Raw genomic sequence first — 15,552 nt, forward strand, 5'->3', positions numbered from 1 at the left:
CCGGCCCGGGGCCCCCGCCCCCCCCCCCCCGGCGCCCCCCCCCCCCCGGCGCCCCCGCCGCCCCCCCCCCCCCCCCCCCGCCCCGGGCCCCCCGGGGGGGGGGGCCCCCCCCCCCCCCCCCACCACCCTTTCCCGTTCCCGCCCCGCCGCCGTTTCCGTCATGTCTGGAGACCCGCCCATGCGCACCCGCACCTCCCCGTACGGCCTCCCCCCCGGCCTGCCGCTCCGCCTGCTCCTCGGCCTCCTCCTGCCGCTCGCGGGGCTGCTCCTGCCGGCCGGGACCGCGCACGCCGCCGAGAACGGCACGTGGGGCGTCTTCCCGACGCCCCCCGCGGGCGCGGCGATGACCGACCGGGCGTACTTCTTCCACCAGGGCGCGGCCGGGAGCACGGTCACCGACAGCGTGACGATCCTCAACTCCTCCGCCAAGGACCTGACCTTCCAGGTCTTCGCCACCGACGCCATGAACACCCCGGCGGGCGGCGCCTTCGCCCTGCTGCCGGCCGAGACGAAGCCCAAGGACGTCGGCACCTGGCTGAAACTGCCCGCGGACACCGCGACCGTCACCGTCCCCGCCAAGGGCCGCAAGGACATCCCGTTCACGGTGAAGGTGCCCGAGGACGCGACGCCGGGCGACCACGTCGGCGGGATCGTCGCCCTCAATACCGAGGTGGAGGGCATACAGCAGGAGGGCAAGATCCAGGTCGGGGTGAAGCGTTCGGTCGGCGCCCGCCTCTACTTCCGGGTGCCGGGGCCGCTCAGCCCCGGCCTCAGCGTCGAGGACGTCCGGGTCCACCGGGACGCGCCGCTGCTGCCGTGGGTGCACGACGCGCCCGCCACCGTCACCTACGCGCTGGTCAACCGGGGCAACGTGGTGGTCGAGCCGAAGGTGTCGGTGAGCGCCGAGGGGATCTTCGGGCGGCACCTGCTGAGCCGCCCCGGGCGCGACCTGAGGCTGACCCTGCTGCCGGGCCAGCGCATCGAGATGACCGAACAGTGGGCGGACGCGCCGCAGTTGGACTGGGTCACGGTGAAGGTGAAGGCGGGCGCGGTGATGTACCCGGACCTCGATCCGAGCGGTGAGGCGGAGTTCGTCGCCGTGCCGTGGCCCGCGGCGGGCGCGCTGCTGGTGCTGGTGGGGGCTGGCACCGCGGCCTGGGTGCTGCGCCGCAGGCGCCGCCGGGACCGGGAACTGACGCGGCCCGTCCGGGACTTGGCCGAAACGCGCTGATCATGAAGGGTGTCCCCAGGTGGCGGCGCTCGGCCGCCACCGCCCAGGGGGAGGCACTTTCATGGACCGACAGCGGCCCGAGGACCCGACGCCCCCGACCCCCGGGGCCGCCAGCGGCGCCGCGGCCGTCGCGGGCCCGGCCCTGCTGACCCTGATCGAGCGCACCCCCGTCACGTCGCCCTCGGCGTGCACCGTTTCAACGGTCACCATGCGGTCGTCGCGGACGACGAAGGCGTGGTTGGCGATGTCCGTCTGAGGGGCGGACAGCGGCACGACCCTGATGTCTACGTGCGCAAGGCGGGACACAGAGACGATGCGGTCGAGCTGCGCGGCCATCATCGGGGGCGGGACGATCCGCCGGCGAAGGACGGGTTCGGTGATGACGAAGCGGAGCTTCTTCGCGCTGTCGAACAGCACCGACTGACGCTCAAGCCGGCCGCTGATCGTCCGCGTGAGGGCATCTTCGCTCAGGTCATGGCGCTGGAGGATGGCGCGGATGTACTCGGGTGTCTGGAGCAACCCGGGCACCAAGGCAGGTTGGAACAGCCGCAGGACGGCCATCTGAGCTTCTAGTGCCTTCGCCGCCTGCTGGCCCTTGTGGATGCCGGCCCGCTTGAGGAGACGCCACGCGGTGGCCTCCGTGGTCGCCGCGCGGGCCGCTTTCGCCCTGCACAAGGAACGTACCTCGGTCGGTGGCGTAGATCGTCGGGCAGTCCTTGAGGTCACAGGCGCTGATCAGCTTGGTCACCTCCATGGCTTCCGGTTCCCCTCTCCCGTTCGGCGTAGTGCCGCGTTCGATGCTCCCGGGCCAGTGACCCCGGGGGCAAGCGATCACGATGGAGAGAACGGGAAACCGGCCCGGGACAGCAGGAACCCCCGGCCGGTGAGGGTTGGCCGGGGGCTGGGCTGCGGCTCGGCCGGGGGCCGGGCGGGGTGGGTCAGTGGTTGCGGGGGAACCGGAGGTCACCGGAATACCGCATCACAGGATGCGGAGCCTGCCGTCCCGGCGGAGAGTGCTGATCATGGCGCGCGTACTACTCACCGCCCGAATCTCAGACGACAAAGATCATTCAAACAGCATCCAAGCTCAGCTGGAGGAGCAGCGAGCGTGGGCTCTCGCAAGCGGTCACACGGTCGTGGACGAGGTGGAAGACCGGACGGTATCCGGTTCGGTCGATCTCCCCGACCGGCCGAAGCTGGGCAAGCATCTGACCGAGGTCGGCCGTCAGGCGTGGGACACCCTTGTTGTCTCGACTCAGGACCGCCTGTCTCGCGATGACCGCCACTTCAACGCGTTCGTCGGCAACGTGCTCGACTGGGGCAAGGGCCTGATCGTCCTTGATGACCCTTCGTTCGACATCAGCACCCCCATGGGGCGGTGGATAGCTCAGGGCAAGGCCGTACAGGCCGCCACGGAGCTGGACAAGATCAAGAAGCGCGTCACCCGATCCCGCCGGTTCCTGCGCAAGCACGGCCGGTGGGCCGGGGGAACTCCGCCGTACGGCTACCAGAAGGTCAAGAACGTCCCTCGGGCGGAGGCGAGCAAGTGCGCTGACTGCGGGGTGTGGCTGGAGCCCAACCCTGAGGGCAAGGGCTACCACCTTGAACCCGATCCGGTATCGGCTTCGACTGTGGTGGAGATCGTTGCCCGGATGCTCGGTGGGGACTCCCTGACGAACGTGTGCCGGGACCTTACCGCCCGGAAGGTCCTGTCCCCTTGGGACTACGCCCTCACGAAGCGACGCACACCCAAGGAGCCGAAGGGCGCCCCCTGGGACGTGTCGGGCCTGCGTCGCATCCTGACGAACGTTGCACTGATCGGTCAGACCACACACGCCACGGAGAGGGACCAGAACGGCAAGGCCCTCAAGGTCGAGATCGTCCGGGGTGAGGATGGCAAGCCGTTGCAGGTGGCCATTCCGATCGTGGCCCCTGCCGACTTCCGGCGGCTGCAAGAGATGCTGACGGCTCAGCGCGCCAAGCCGGGTATGTCGCGCTCGAAGTACACGAGCTACATGCTCCGGCAGGTGGGGTTCTGTGGTTACCACGTGGCTGGCGTTGAGGCAGGCCAGACCTTCGAGGAGATTCACGCGAGGCTTGCGCGAGTGCTCGCCGAGGCGTCGATCGAGGACGGTGCAGACCCGTTCTCGCACCCCATCTACGGGCAGGCATCAACTAAGCGAGGGAAGACCACCCGCTACTACCGATGCAAGACCTATCTCGACTGCATCGACGGGAAGAACTTCCGGGCAGACGAGATCGAGGCCGGTTTCGAGGCCACGTTCATGGACGTGGTCGGGGACCTTCCCCACACCCATCGGGTAGTGATCCCGGGCGAGGACCACGCGGCGGAGCTGGCTGAGGTGCTCGAGTCCATCGGTGACCTTGAGGAAGACCGGTACGAGCACGGGCTCTACAAGGGCCCGGACGGGGCCGAGAGGTACAGGCGGATGATGGGCCGGCTGGAGGAGCGGAAGACTGCCCTGGAGGGTCTGCCGTCCCGCAAGGCGGAGGTCCGCGAGGAGCCATCGGGCATGACGATCCGCGAGTACTGGGCATCGCTCGACTACGCGGACCGGGGCCACTGGCTGAGGTCGATCGGGATGCGATCCCTGGTGACCCGGCAGACGGACAACATGCCCGCCCCAGGTTCCCCTGTCATCGTGACTGTGTTCCCGCCGGGGTTCCGGGAGAACGCTCTGAGGTGGGCACAGGAACAGCGATAACGAAACCTGGAGTAGCCGCTTAGCGGCACAGCAAAGGGCCCCTAGCGGACTCCGCTAGGGGCCTCCCCTGTTTCCTTGGCTTAGCCACTGTTCCGGACTAGCCATTCATCAGGTACTCAGTCACCTTGTCGAGGTACTCGCCGCTGGTGATCTCACACGCTTCGTCGGTCAGTCGCCCACCGGCCTTGCCCGGGATCGTCGTCAGAAGACCCCGCTTCCTTGCTTCCTTGAGATGTGCTCTCAGCGTCTCGGGCCTCTTCCCGATCAGCTCCGCCAAGTGACCCGCCACGTTCTTCACGCCGATGGAAACCGTGCGTACGTACGCCTCCGCGAGGAAGGCGAGATAGCCGTCTGAGATGCCTTCGGAGTCGAAGAGCCACCGAAGTGCCCGCGCCTCCTCCTCGGCCCCTACATCGTGCTCCGTGCCCTTGGGTCGGACGGCCCGGAAGGCCGCTTGCGCCTCCTGGAAGTCGATGCTCCGAAGAACCGTCGAGGCCAATCCGCCCTGAGTGTCTTCCGGCTCGGCGTCCGGGTCGGGACTGATGACGATGCTGCTCGGTCCGCTAGCCGGGTCTGCCCCGGCATCCCAGGTCATCAGTACCGCCCATGGGCCCACCTGCTGAGGGATGGAGATGCTGACAGGTTCACTCATGGACACCATGCTACACCCACCATGGTGGACATACCCAGGTTGACGAGGGTGGTGGATGAGTGGAAACCTGGGGATGCTGCCGGGATCGGCCCGGCTCACGAGAGGGATGCGTGACCTACGAGATAACCGGCACTGGCCACCGGATGCACGACCGCCTGACGCGGCAGGAAGCCGAGCAGCTTGGCCGGACGGCCGAGGCCGTCTGGCACGGCCCGAACCTGCACACCGAAGACGGCACTTGGTACGTGATCACCGCAGAGACCGCGCAGTGAGGATTTCGAACTCAGCCGAGATGCGGCCGCCGAAAGGGCAGGCGTACGCGTGGTACCGGGACGTAGTCCAAGACGTTCCGCTGTCGGGAATGCTCGTTGCCAGGCAGATAGCCCGCCTGTGCGGCGATGACAGCAAGGTGTCCGTGCCGTGGCGGTCCCTCGCGGACGCGGTAGGCCGGAAAGACGAAGCAGGCCGCACCCGCGCCTTCGCCGAACGCGGCGCGCAGGCGCTCACCGAAACCGGATGGCTTCGAGTGGAGACGACCGGCGAGAAGCGGGGCGCGGTGACGACGTTCTACCTCCTCTGAGTGGCCGAGTGAGGCCGCGAGAACTTATGGCCAGAAGGAAGAGCTACGGGACAGGCGACCGAGGAGGGAGCTTGTCCTCCCCTGGGAAGGGGGCGGGACCAAAGGAGCCCCCTGATCTCTCCGGGATGGCCCTACGAGATCAGCAACCACCAGCTACCTCGCTCCTCGCTCGGCAGCTCACCACCAACCCCGACTTGATAACCACCGCGCAGGGACGGACAGAGTCCGTTCCCTTGGCCTGACGCCACGTCACGGCCGGCTCAACCTGAGGACCACGGACATGAACCACCACGACACCAAGGCCGTTCGGAAGAGCCCGGATCGTGGCCCTTACGGCCACGTGGACAGCTACATAGCCAAGACGGGCGGGAGCGTGCTCGTGACGCGCACCCACACCTTCTACCGGGCCCCTTGCTCCGACTGCCCTGGACTGGCCTGGAGCGCTCGTAGGCGCGGTCGAGGCGGCACCTGGCCCATGAGGTGCCGGGAGTGCGCCGAGGCCGCTGAGCAGCGGCACAGCGCCAATGCGCGGTTCCGTGTGGCAAGAGTCCGCAAGGAGCGGCGCCCCCAGCGTGAAAGGAATCAGGAGATCGCTGCGGCTAACCGTTCACCCGCCTACGCACGCTGGCTCGCAGCGAAGAAGCAAGGGAAGGGACTAAGCGACTTGTAGCGCTCTCACCTGCACGTGTGTTCCGGCTATCTATGCACTTGCTGAGAAATAGATCAGGGCCCCCGCCATTGAGTACGGCGGGGGTCTTCTTGTTTTCTGGAGAGGAAGTAACGCGATGCTGATGCGTAAGCCGGGAGTCGCACCTCGAATACCGGATGGCTATCTGACCGTCGAAGATGCCTTGGGTATCACAGCCGACCCAAAGTCGCCGTTCATCCTTGAGCACATTGCCAGCCGCCGAAATCAGGTACGCATTCGTTGCGTCTCTCAGGGTATGGCGCTCGAAAGGGTGGCTCGGTCTCTTGACGTCCCGGAGTCAGTCATCGAGCAAGACATCGACTGGCTGGCCGAGCGGGGGCTTATCTGATGTCCGACTGTATTGAGTGGCCGAAGAGTTTGAACAGCAGTGGGTACGGGCTCGTCTCCCGAGGCGGAAAGACTCAGCTAGCGCACCGGTATTACTACCAGGTCGCTTACGGGCCCATCAACAACAAGCAGGTTGTCCGTCACCGCTGCGACAAACCGCGCTGCGTGAATGTCCTCCATCTGGAGATCGGTACTCACCGGCAGAACATGAAGGACCGGTCCAGTCGGGGCCGGACTCGCAACCAACACACGATCGGCCGCACTACGGCCGTGGCCAAGGGGTAGGCATGTACGACTTCGAGGACCTTGACACTTTCCGCGACCTCTACTTTCCGTGGCGCGCTAGCACCCGCGAGAGCTGGGCAGTCCGAAGGGGCTCCACTCGCCTCCATCAGTTCGCCAACGGCCCTCAGCCGGCCCCCGGCATTCCGGACGAAGCTGGGGAGGGTGGGGCGTGATGAAGAACTTTATGCGCGAAACCGCCGACATTCGCTATTGGTTCTACGATCCGGCTAACCCCCGACGCTGCTACGCGCTGCGCGTTCACGGTTGGGCGATGAAGATACAGCCGGGCAGTGGCGGCCTAGTGGCGACTGGCGAAGGCTTTCCGATCCTGATTGAACAGGACGGCACCCTTAAGCCTTACCTCACAGCGCGGGACTTTCTCGGTGCTTCTTTCAGCAGCAAAGAAGCGGAACGGATCGAGGATTCGGCACGCGGTCGGCATCGCCGGGAAGAGACCATTCGTATAGCTGCCATCACGGAACAGAAGCGGGCTGAGGCTGTCGCAAAGGCGGCCGAAGACAAGGATGTCCGAGAGGCCACCGAAAAGGCCGAGCGCGAAGCTCAGGCCGTTCGAAACAAGAAGTCCGCCATTCTCGCGGACGCTGACGCACTGATCTACGGAGACTGACAATGAACAACAACTACCTGAACGGCTCTCCCATCTCTGACGCCGAGGCCGCCCTTCGAAGGGACACGCTTTCGCGTGAGGCCCGAGAGACGGCGGACAAGACCCGAGCCGAGTACGCCCCGACCGGCCCTCACGACGTGCCGTCGAACCACCTGGAGGCTGGGGTCACCGACGCGGTGTCCCGACATCGCCCTGAGTGGTTCGACAACCTGGAGTCGAGCGACTACCTCGGCAGCAATCTCCCGCTCCAGTACGCCCCTTCCGTTGTCCAGGATGCCCGGATGCGGATGGAGGAGCTGTACGGCAAGCTGACCGCCATTGACGAGGTTGCCGAGGCTCTGTGCGAGGAGTACCACGCTCAGGGAGCCGACGTTAAGGCCGCCATGGTCAAGGCCGCCGAGGATGGCAAGGACCCGGGCGAGAAGGCCAAGGCGATCGAGTCCAAGCGCATTGCGACGGCGACGAAGTACAAGGACGCCGTCCTTAAGCGGGACGCGTTCCTTGAAGCTCTGGGCAACGTCTACCGCTTGGTCTCGGCCGAGACCCGGAAGGGGCTCCCGAAGTGGCATGACTCCATGAATAAGGCCGCCAAGGAACTGGCCGCCAAGGCCGCCCCGGTCCTGGCGGAGTCCTCCAGGACCCTTGCTCCGATCATGCGCGAGGCACTCGCTCTGACCGGCCACGTTGAGGCGGCCCGTAAGGGCCTCGGAGTCGAAGGTGTGGCCCCTGAGACCCTGACCGACATTGCGGCAGTCTCGCGCACGCTGGGAGCCTTTGAGGCTGCTCCCATCCTGTGGGACAACATGGCCGCCGACCCGGTCCTGTCCATGACCGCTGCGCAGTACGCGACGGCCCACGAGGCCCCGTTCGACCGGAAGGCGTATGAGAGCCGTGAGGCAGCGATCGAAGCCTTCCGGCAGCACTACAAGGTGTTCGGTCAGCAGGCGATGACGCGCGAGCAGGCGGCCGCCCTTGTGGACGGGAAGGCTGACCTTGCCCCCTTCGGGCACAGCCTCTGATCCAAAGCAGTTCGGGGCCCTGGCGATGACGCTGGGGCCCCTTCCCGTGCCCGCACTACCCGGGACCAACGCCCTCGCCGGCCGCAGGACCAAAGTCCCACCGCGGGGCCCAACAACCTAGTCCCACAGGAAGAGTTGAGATGACACGCCCTACCTGCGCCCGTCCGGGCTGCCGCTTCACCCAGACCCCGAAGAAGACCGGCCCCTACTGCTCTGGGTCCTGCTGTCAGTGGCACAAGGCCGCCAAGCATGCCGCGCGCAGCGGCGACGCCGAGACCGCTCGGCAGCTCATGACGTACATCCCCGCGCTTGACGGACGAGACCTGATGCCGAGCTACCTCCCGAAGGGCATCGCCAAGGCCCTCGAACGGGCCTCCCTCGCGGCCCGGACGGGTAGCGGCACCGATGGCTGACCGCACCGTCACGCAGGCGTACGGGGCGAGCGTTCGCGTCCACTACACGCGGACACGGCCCCCGGCTACACCGCAGGCCCTCGCGGCTATGCGCCTCATTGCCTCACTGAAACTCAAGAAAACGTTCGCCAACTAGGCAGCACTCTCATTAGCCACTCACTCAATACGCCTGCATGCGGGAGCCACACACACCCGCTCTATGTGTGCACCACACTGCACCACCACATGCACGTACACACGTGAATTCATAAGCGTGAGTGATTAACGCATTGAGTTAAAGCATAAAGCTTGAAAGCTTGTTGATTAGACGCAAAGAAAAGCCTGACTAAACACGAGTCGGCTGCTTTCAGCTTGACTAAAGGGTCATGGTCAGGGTGGGGGGTGACCTCCGATTGATCAAGGATTTTGACCGGGACGTGATAGGCAGCGGCATCGACCCGGGGTTCCCAACATGGGGGTAGCCCCGGGGTTACACAGGGTTAGTGACCTGGATCACGAAGAAGCCCCTCCGAAGAGGGGCGTCCCGTAGATCAATCCGAGGTCAGCCCGTGGTGCCCTCGGATTGGGTCTTCTTGAGGTGCTCCATCGCCTCTTCCATGCTCAGCGGCTTGTTCTCCCGCTGCACCACCCCGACCTTCATGGGGTCCTTCTCAAGCTTGTCGGCGTTGGCCTTGAGCTTGTCCTGGAAGGCCGCCTCGGCCTCGGCGGCCTGCTTCTCGTCCGGCTTCTGATCTGCCATGGCAAGTCCTCTCGGTGAAAGTGGATCTTCCCGAGCATGCTTGCAGGGCCACAGCCCGACCCACAGCAGTCGCGGCGCCAAGTCACCCACGCGGGTGATCCCGTCACGGGGGCGAGTCCGCCCAGGTCTCAGGGCCTCCCCCGCGCCACTCGAAGAGCGCTTCGTCCGCGAGGTTGACGGCGTCGGGGTCCGGGTGACCGGCCTCCCGTAGGAACTCGACCACGTCACTCGCCTGATAGGCGGTCCCGAGGATCTGCCCGTCATACCGGACCTTGCGCCACCCGCGTTCGTCCGGCGGATACACGACTACGCGTCTTTCCATGGCCCCAGCCTCCGGCAGGGCCGTCACACCCGCATCCCGACCTTGAAGGAGGTACCCCATGGCCAAGCGAGGACCAGTTCCGAAGCGATCCGACGAGCTTCTCGGCCATCACCCGAAGTCCCGCTACATGCGGCCTGGCGGCACCCTGGCCGCCATCCGTATTTGGCCGCCAGCCCGGACGTTCCCTGAGCGCTGGTGCAGCTTCCACATGCATAGCGGCCCCACCTTCCGAGCCGCCTGTGCAGCCTGCGTCAGTGAAGGGCGGGTGATCCGGTGACGAACGAAGCCCCGGCTTCCCCTGAGAGGGAGGTCGGGGCCTCTAGCTGTGTCGAGTTGGGCCTTCCGCGGCCGAGCCGCCGGAGGGGTTGACCTGCGATGTTCTGAGAGATGCGTTCTCAACTCGGGCTAGCTACACGTTGCGCCGGGGGTCGATGTCAGACCGGATTGTTCGGTAGGTCGAGCCACGGAGTCTGGCCGTCAGGCCCCACGGTGAGCCCGAACCGGGTGAAGTCCGGGCGCCCTTGATCCTCCCACCACCGGTAGGCGGCTTCGATCTCGTCCCACAGCTGCCGGGGACCCGACTGGACTACGAGGAACTCGGTAGCCCCCGGTACATAGTCGATGGATGCCCACGACTGTTCGTCGTCGCCGTAGTACCAGACGACGTAGGAGCCGTCCTCGTCCCTCTCGACTGTCCAGAAGGTCCCGGGGACGCGCAGGCTGATGGCGAACTGCACCACCCACCCGTCAACGTCTTCCGGGGAAAGCGTCGAGCTGGACTTGACGCCGTCCCCGGGCCACTCCTGGCCCTTGAGGTAGGTCGCGTGGTCGGCGCGGTTGGGACGCTGCTGCCGGAGCCGCATGAAGGCAGAGGAGCGGGTGAAGTGACCCGACGCCTTACCGTCCTCATCAACCACGAGTCGTGCGATGGCTTCGCCCCCGTAGCCGGTTCCCCACGGGGCGACGATGATCCCGCCGGGAACGGTCTGCTCAACCCACGCGTGCGGGACCTCGCCGATCGAGCATGTCGCAATGACCCTGTCGTAAGGTCCGCCCTCGGGATAGCCGAGCCGTCCGTCTCCCACGATGATCGTGGGGGATAGTCCCGCATCGCGAAGGTTCCTGATTGCCCCCTTGGCTACCTCGGGGTCGTACTCGATCGAGACGACGTTCTTGGAGCCGAGGCGGTGAGCCATGAGCGCCGCGTTCCACGCCGTTCCGGCGCCGATCTCAAGCGCCTTGTGGCCCTCCTGGGCGTCAAGGTCCCCCAGCATGCCGAAGACCATTCGGGGCTGAGAGTTCGAGCTTGTAGGGGTCCGTCCTACCTCGTCGCCGGTGTGCTTCCCGTCGTCCCACTGAGTCGTCAGGGGGATGTCGGAGTAGACGGCGGTGAGCCAGGCGTCAGGGTCCTGGTCGCGGTCCACCAACGCGTTCTGCCGAGTGCCGGCCGGGATGCCCGGCCAGATGCGCGCGGGTACGAACATGTCCCGGGGAACGGCCTTGAACGTCGGCAACCAATCCGACTGCAATGCGCCCGATGCAACGAGCGCGGAGGCGAGCCCCGAAGGGCCCGCCTCCTCTTTGCGCGCGGTCATCTACCCCTACTTCTTCGCGGGGCCGGAGCCGTCGGACGAGCTGCCACCGCTGCCGGTGTCCGTGCCGCCGCCGCCGTGCCCGCGTCCGCTGCTCCCGTCGTCCTGCTGGCTTCCGCCCTGGCCGTCTCCGGTACCGCCACCGTGCTTGGGGGTCATGTACAGGATGGCTTCCATCGCGTTTCTCCTTCACTCGTGAGGATGTGGGGGTTTTCGCTTGCTGACCCGCCCTGGCGGGGGCGGGAGTCTGTTAGGCCGTCCATCCCCGAGCGACGATCAGGGCGATCGTTGCAGCCCAGGCGACAGCTGCGGTGAGGGTGAGCAACCGGGGGATGCGGGGGAGCTTCTCCCTGTCGTCGTCGGTCACTGGCGCACCTGCTGAACAATGGCGACGTCTTCGAACGAGCGGCGAAACATCGAGTGATAGGCGTTGAGGCTGGCGTGCCTCATGCACTGGCGGTCAACGCCTGCCACATCGTCGCCCTTGTCCGCTTCCCACCCGCAGCCTTCGTGGAGGCACTGCGCGGACACGACAGGCCGCTTCCTGGGGAGCGGGATGATCCGGTGATTCACGAACCGCATTACCGCGCGCATCAGGAACGAGCCCTTCGCCTCATGTGCGGGTGGTTGCCGATCTCCTGGTTGATCTTGCCTACCTCGCGCCACTCGCCCGCGTCGGCGGCCTCGTGCCGCTCCGCGTCCAGTGCCGTACAAACGCCGCACGTGGGGTCATAGGTCGGCCACGTGGCTCTGTCGATGAAGGCGGGTGCACTCACGCGTGCCCCCGGGCGGCATGGCGGCGAATCAGCACGTTCCTGTCGCTGACGACGGTCCCCGCAAGAGGGCCCTTCGCCTTCGAGCGCTCTTCGGCCCACTTCTGGCACTTCGCGCAGTCGGCGGGCGCCTCCGGCCACTCGGGCATGAAGAGGCGGGCCACCGCCTGGCTTATGGTCCTCGTCTCAATGCTGGCCATTGCGCCCCTCCCGAAGGCTTCGAGGTCGATGTCATGACCGTAGGGAGGGGGCTAGGCGTAGCTCCACGTTGTTGCAAGCTGTTGCACGGATTCACTCAAGTGCGTTGATGGCCTTGCTGATTAGGTCGCGGGCCGGCGTTCCGCGCACGGCGATTTGGGACAGGTCCACGAAGGCCCGAAGGTAGGTACTGATCTCCCCCGGCGTGGTCAGGTTGATCTCTGCGGTGAGGGTCTCAACGGCTACTTGTTGGTCGTCGAAGGCGTAGAACGCTTCGAGCGGCCACACGGTCCGGCGGGCCCGTGCGGGGATGATCCCGAGGGACACGTTCTGTTGCCCCATGACTGTCAGCAGTTGTTCGAGCTGCTCGCGCATGGCCGCATCGTCAGAGACCCGGTAGTAGAGAACCGTCTCTTCGAGGAGGATCGCGAAGCGATGGTCTCCTTCTCTGATGACCTTCGATCGTACCTGGCGGGCCCGCACGGCGTCGGCAACGTCGTCGGGGGTCCCTTGGAACGCCGTGATGGCCCTGAGAAGCCCTGTGGCGTATCCAGCGGTCTGGAGCATGCCAGGGACGACGTTGGAGGCGTACACGCGAAATGAGCGGGTCCGTTGGTAGAGCGGGGTCGTCTTCTCGTGGATGCGGCGCATGCCGTCGCGGTGGATCTGCTTCCACTCGACGTACATCGACTCAGCGTTTCGAGAGGCCGCGATGATGTCAGCCGCCTGATCCGGGGCACCGCAGGCCACGCACCAAGCGCGGATGTCTGCGTCGGACGGCCACGAGATGCCTCGGGCGATACGGGACGACTTGGCTTTGTGCCAACCGCACCGAACGGCCAGGTCATGCCCTGAGAGCCCGGCGTCTTTCATCAGCTCTTGCAGACGGGTGGCCACGGCGGCCCGTGCTGCTTGGGCTGTGGAGAGTGGGGAGGAAGGCATGAGCTGACCGGCCAGTGATTCAGACGGTGTACTTCTCGTGCGGGATGCCGCGCTCCCACACTGCTTCGAACGCCGCCGCACAGTGGGCGGCTACGGCAGGGTCTTCGATCTGGTCGGTGTGCACCCATCGGCCGACCCCGTCGAAGATGTTGAACTGGACGAGCTTCCCATCGAAGAGCCAGTAGTCATTGCCGGGCAATGCCAGGTCTGACGCCTGCCTACGGGGGAGCCAACGGACCTGCTCACCGGCGGCCACGTTGGTGAAGGTGAAGGAGTGCTCGAACGCGATGTAGTCGCTGACTGGCTCCGAGATCACGCGGGCCCTGCGGATCAGCACACCCTTGGCGGTGACCTCCTGGACGAGGTCGAGCCAGGGGCGCCACCACGAAGCGCGGTCGTCCGGGTCGAGTCGGTGCCCGTTCTTCCACTCGGCGAAGCCGTCGATCTCGTTGTCTACGCCGTACCCGTCTCGCAGCTCCAGATGTACGGCCGACTTCTGAACCGACCTGATGAGGTCGGAGAAGTCAGTCAGACTCTGCGACACGAATAGCCTCCTTGAGGAGTGGGATCATCCGGGGCTCAAGGATGATCAAGGCTTCGTCGTCGGACCGGGGCGAGTCGCCCGCTGCCTGGTCGTGAGCGTCGCTGTCCGCCTGCTTCCCCTGCACGAGGATGCGGCGGTCGTCGTCCACCCACACGGCCGGGCATCCGTGGTCTCCAGACTCAGGATCTTTACCGACGAACCGTAAGGCCATGGCGTCCCTCCCTGTCGAGCGCGTTGCGCCTGGTTGCACGACCTCACCCTGACGGATCGCTCTGGTCAAGAGGGCGGGAACAGCAGAAACCCCCGGCCGGTGAGGGTTGGCCGGGGGTCTGCGGTTTGGGGCGCCTGTCAGGCGTCAGGCATTATCGAGACGTCGGGAAGCCCAGGTCCACGCCCGAGGGGGCTTCCGAGGGGTCCGGCCAGCGGGTCGTGACGACCTTGCCGCGGGTGTAGAAGTGGATGCCGTCGTTGCCGTAGATGTGGTGGTCGCCGAAGAGCGAGTCCTTCCAGCCACCGAAGGAGTGGTAGCCGACCGGGACCGGGATCGGCACGTTCACGCCGACCATGCCCGCCTCGACCTCCAGCTGGAAGCGCCGGGCGGCGCCGCCGTCGCGGGTGAAGATCGCGGTGCCGTTGCCGAACGGCGAGGCGTTGATGAGGGCGACGCCCTCCTCGTAGGTCTCGGTGCGCAGCACGCACAGGACCGGCCCGAAGATCTCGTCGCGGTAGGCGTCGGAGTCGGTCTTGACGTTGTCCAGCAGCGAGAGGCCGATCCAGTGGCCGTTCTCGTTCCCCTCGACCGTGTAGCCGGTGCCGTCCAGGACGACATCCGCGCCCTGGGCGGCGGCGCCCTTCACGTACGAGGCGACCTTGTCGCGGTGGGCCGCGGTGATCAGCGGGCCCATCTCGGAGGTCGGGTCGTTGCCGGGACCGATCTTGATCTTCTCGGCGCGCTCGCGGATCTTGTCGACCAGCTCGTCGGCGATGGCGCCGACCGCGACGACCGCGGAGATCGCCATGCAGCGCTCGCCGGCCGAGCCGTACGCCGCCGAGACGGCCGCGTCGGCGGCCGCGTCGAGGTCGGCGTCCGGGAGGACCAGCATGTGGTTCTTGGCGCCGCCGAGGGCCTGTACCCGCTTGCCGTTGGCCGAGGCGGTGGTGTGGATGTGGCGGGCGATCGGGGTGGAGCCGACGAAGGAGACGGCGGCGATGTCGGGGTGGGCCAGGAGGGCGTCGACCGCGACCTTGTCACCGTGGACGACGTTCAGCACGCCCGCCGGCAGACCGGCCTCGCTCGCCAGCTGCGCCAGCAGCGTGGAGGCCGAGGGGTCCTTCTCGCTCGGCTTGAGGATGAAGGTGTTGCCGCAGGCCACGGCCAGCGGGAACATCCACATCGGGACCATGGCGGGGAAGTTGAAGGGGGTGATGCCCGCGACGACGCCGATCGGCTGGCGGATCGAGGAGACGTCCACCCGGCTCGACACGGAGGTCGACAGCTCGCCCTTGAGCTGCGTGGTGATGCCACAGGCCAGCTCGACGATCTCCAGGCCGCGGGCGACCTCGCCCAGCGCGTCCGAGTGCACCTTGCCGTGCTCGGCGGTGATCAGCTCGGCGATCGCGTCGCGGTTGGCGTCGAGGAGGGCGCGGTAGGCGAACAGCACCTTGGTGCGGGCGGCCAGCGAGGACTGGCCCCAGGAGAGGTAGGCCTCCTTGGCGACCTGTACCGCCGCGTCGACCTCTTCGGCCGAGGCGAGGGCGACCTGCGTGGTGACCTCGCCGGTGGCCGGGTCCGTGACCGGGCCGTAGTTGCCCGACGCGCCCTCGACGGTCGTGCCACCGATCCAGTGGTTGACGGTCTTCATGCCTTGCTCC

General features: G+C 66.6%; 21 protein-coding genes and 1 pseudogene. 9 read left to right on the forward strand and 13 right to left on the reverse strand.

All coding sequences use genetic code 11. The features are described 5' to 3' along the window. Nucleotides 1–178: 178 nt before the first annotated feature. Entirely contained in the window at nt 179–1,231 is a 1,053-nt protein-coding gene (locus tag ABT084_RS13645; RefSeq protein ID WP_351042225.1) for a WxL protein peptidoglycan domain-containing protein, read from the forward strand. A gap of 153 nt (nt 1,232–1,384) precedes the next feature. Here ABT084_RS13645 and ABT084_RS13650 read toward each other — a convergent pair. After that, nucleotides 1,385–1,894, reverse strand: a pseudogene (locus tag ABT084_RS13650) (DUF5753 domain-containing protein); the annotation flags it as partial. Between the two features lie 359 nt (nt 1,895–2,253). Between ABT084_RS13650 and ABT084_RS13655 the strand changes: the two are divergent. Beyond that, a complete protein-coding gene (locus ABT084_RS13655; RefSeq protein ID WP_351042228.1) occupies nt 2,254–3,957 on the forward strand; it encodes a recombinase family protein in 1,704 nt (567 codons plus the stop codon). Nucleotides 3,958–4,054: 97 nt separating this feature from the next. On the opposite strand, the gene ABT084_RS13660 is transcribed toward ABT084_RS13655, so the two are convergent. Further along, on the reverse strand, nt 4,055–4,609 hold the full coding sequence (locus ABT084_RS13660; protein ID WP_351042231.1) for a hypothetical protein: 555 nt from the start codon (nt 4,607–4,609) through the stop codon (nt 4,055–4,057). 110 nt (nt 4,610–4,719) lie between these two features. On the opposite strand from ABT084_RS13660, the gene ABT084_RS13665 reads away from it, so the two are divergent. The 7 genes from ABT084_RS13665 (at nt 4,720) to ABT084_RS13695 (ending at nt 8,570) form a co-directional block, all read left to right on the forward strand. After that, nucleotides 4,720–4,881 (forward strand): hypothetical protein, encoded by a 162-nt coding sequence (locus ABT084_RS13665; RefSeq protein WP_351042232.1) that lies wholly within the window; start codon nt 4,720–4,722, stop codon nt 4,879–4,881. Next, nucleotides 4,878–5,189 (forward strand): hypothetical protein, encoded by a 312-nt coding sequence (locus ABT084_RS13670; RefSeq protein WP_351042235.1) that lies wholly within the window; start codon nt 4,878–4,880, stop codon nt 5,187–5,189. The genes ABT084_RS13665 and ABT084_RS13670 overlap by 4 nt, the downstream gene beginning before the upstream one ends. 785 nt (nt 5,190–5,974) lie before the next feature. Beyond that, complete coding sequence (locus ABT084_RS13675; RefSeq protein ID WP_351042238.1) at nt 5,975–6,226, forward strand: hypothetical protein; 252 nt, start codon at nt 5,975–5,977, stop codon at nt 6,224–6,226. Next, nucleotides 6,226–6,510 carry an HNH endonuclease gene (locus ABT084_RS13680; RefSeq protein ID WP_351042241.1) on the forward strand — a complete coding sequence of 95 codons (285 nt, stop codon included), beginning with the start codon at nt 6,226–6,228 and terminating at the stop codon, nt 6,508–6,510. The genes ABT084_RS13675 and ABT084_RS13680 overlap by 1 nt, the downstream gene beginning before the upstream one ends. Before the next feature lie 169 nt (nt 6,511–6,679). Then, entirely contained in the window at nt 6,680–7,138 is a 459-nt protein-coding gene (locus ABT084_RS13685) for a hypothetical protein (protein ID WP_351042244.1), read from the forward strand. Nucleotides 7,139–7,140: 2 nt separating this feature from the next. Beyond that, nucleotides 7,141–8,157, forward strand: a complete 1,017-nt coding sequence (locus ABT084_RS13690) for a hypothetical protein (RefSeq protein ID WP_351042247.1) — start codon at nt 7,141–7,143, stop codon at nt 8,155–8,157. A gap of 140 nt (nt 8,158–8,297) precedes the next feature. Next, complete coding sequence (locus ABT084_RS13695) at nt 8,298–8,570, forward strand: hypothetical protein (RefSeq protein ID WP_351042249.1); 273 nt, start codon at nt 8,298–8,300, stop codon at nt 8,568–8,570. Between the two features lie 541 nt (nt 8,571–9,111). On the opposite strand, the gene ABT084_RS13700 is transcribed toward ABT084_RS13695, so the two are convergent. From ABT084_RS13700 to ABT084_RS13750, 11 genes are all read right to left on the reverse strand, one after another. Further along, complete coding sequence (locus ABT084_RS13700) at nt 9,112–9,309, reverse strand: hypothetical protein (protein ID WP_351042252.1); 198 nt, start codon at nt 9,307–9,309, stop codon at nt 9,112–9,114. A 103-nt stretch (nt 9,310–9,412) separates the two neighbouring features. Further along, complete coding sequence (locus ABT084_RS13705) at nt 9,413–9,631, reverse strand: hypothetical protein (RefSeq protein ID WP_351042255.1); 219 nt, start codon at nt 9,629–9,631, stop codon at nt 9,413–9,415. Nucleotides 9,632–10,065: 434 nt separating this feature from the next. Next, nucleotides 10,066–11,226, reverse strand: coding sequence for a methyltransferase domain-containing protein (locus tag ABT084_RS13710; RefSeq protein WP_351042258.1), 1,161 nt, complete (start codon nt 11,224–11,226; stop codon nt 10,066–10,068). Between the two features lie 6 nt (nt 11,227–11,232). Beyond that, entirely contained in the window at nt 11,233–11,400 is a 168-nt protein-coding gene (locus tag ABT084_RS13715) for a hypothetical protein (RefSeq protein ID WP_351042261.1), read from the reverse strand. Between the two features lie 186 nt (nt 11,401–11,586). Then, the gene (locus tag ABT084_RS13720) at nt 11,587–11,817 is read right to left on the reverse strand and encodes a DUF7848 domain-containing protein (RefSeq protein WP_502968928.1); all 231 of its coding nucleotides are present in this window, start codon (nt 11,815–11,817) and stop codon (nt 11,587–11,589) included. Then, nucleotides 11,817–11,999: a hypothetical protein gene (locus ABT084_RS13725; RefSeq protein ID WP_351042266.1), complete on the reverse strand. Its 183-nt coding sequence runs from the start codon at nt 11,997–11,999 to the stop codon at nt 11,817–11,819. Before ABT084_RS13725 ends, ABT084_RS13720 begins: the two co-directional genes overlap by 1 nt. After that, nucleotides 11,996–12,196 (reverse strand): hypothetical protein, encoded by a 201-nt coding sequence (locus ABT084_RS13730; protein WP_351042269.1) that lies wholly within the window; start codon nt 12,194–12,196, stop codon nt 11,996–11,998. The genes ABT084_RS13725 and ABT084_RS13730 overlap by 4 nt, the downstream gene beginning before the upstream one ends. A gap of 91 nt (nt 12,197–12,287) precedes the next feature. Next, nucleotides 12,288–13,136, reverse strand: coding sequence for a helix-turn-helix domain-containing protein (locus ABT084_RS13735; RefSeq protein WP_351042271.1), 849 nt, complete (start codon nt 13,134–13,136; stop codon nt 12,288–12,290). Nucleotides 13,137–13,155: 19 nt separating this feature from the next. Beyond that, entirely contained in the window at nt 13,156–13,680 is a 525-nt protein-coding gene (locus ABT084_RS13740; RefSeq protein WP_351042275.1) for a DUF6879 family protein, read from the reverse strand. After that, nucleotides 13,661–13,828, reverse strand: a complete 168-nt coding sequence (locus tag ABT084_RS13745) for a hypothetical protein (RefSeq protein WP_351042278.1) — start codon at nt 13,826–13,828, stop codon at nt 13,661–13,663. The genes ABT084_RS13740 and ABT084_RS13745 overlap by 20 nt, the downstream gene beginning before the upstream one ends. Nucleotides 13,829–14,042: 214 nt before the next feature. Further along, a complete protein-coding gene (locus ABT084_RS13750) occupies nt 14,043–15,542 on the reverse strand; it encodes a CoA-acylating methylmalonate-semialdehyde dehydrogenase (RefSeq protein ID WP_351042281.1) in 1,500 nt (499 codons plus the stop codon). Nucleotides 15,543–15,552: the final 10 nt, after the last annotated feature.

This window comes from Streptomyces sp. NPDC002138 (assembly GCF_040296485.1).
Taxonomy (GTDB): Bacteria; Actinomycetota; Actinomycetes; order Streptomycetales; family Streptomycetaceae; genus Streptomyces.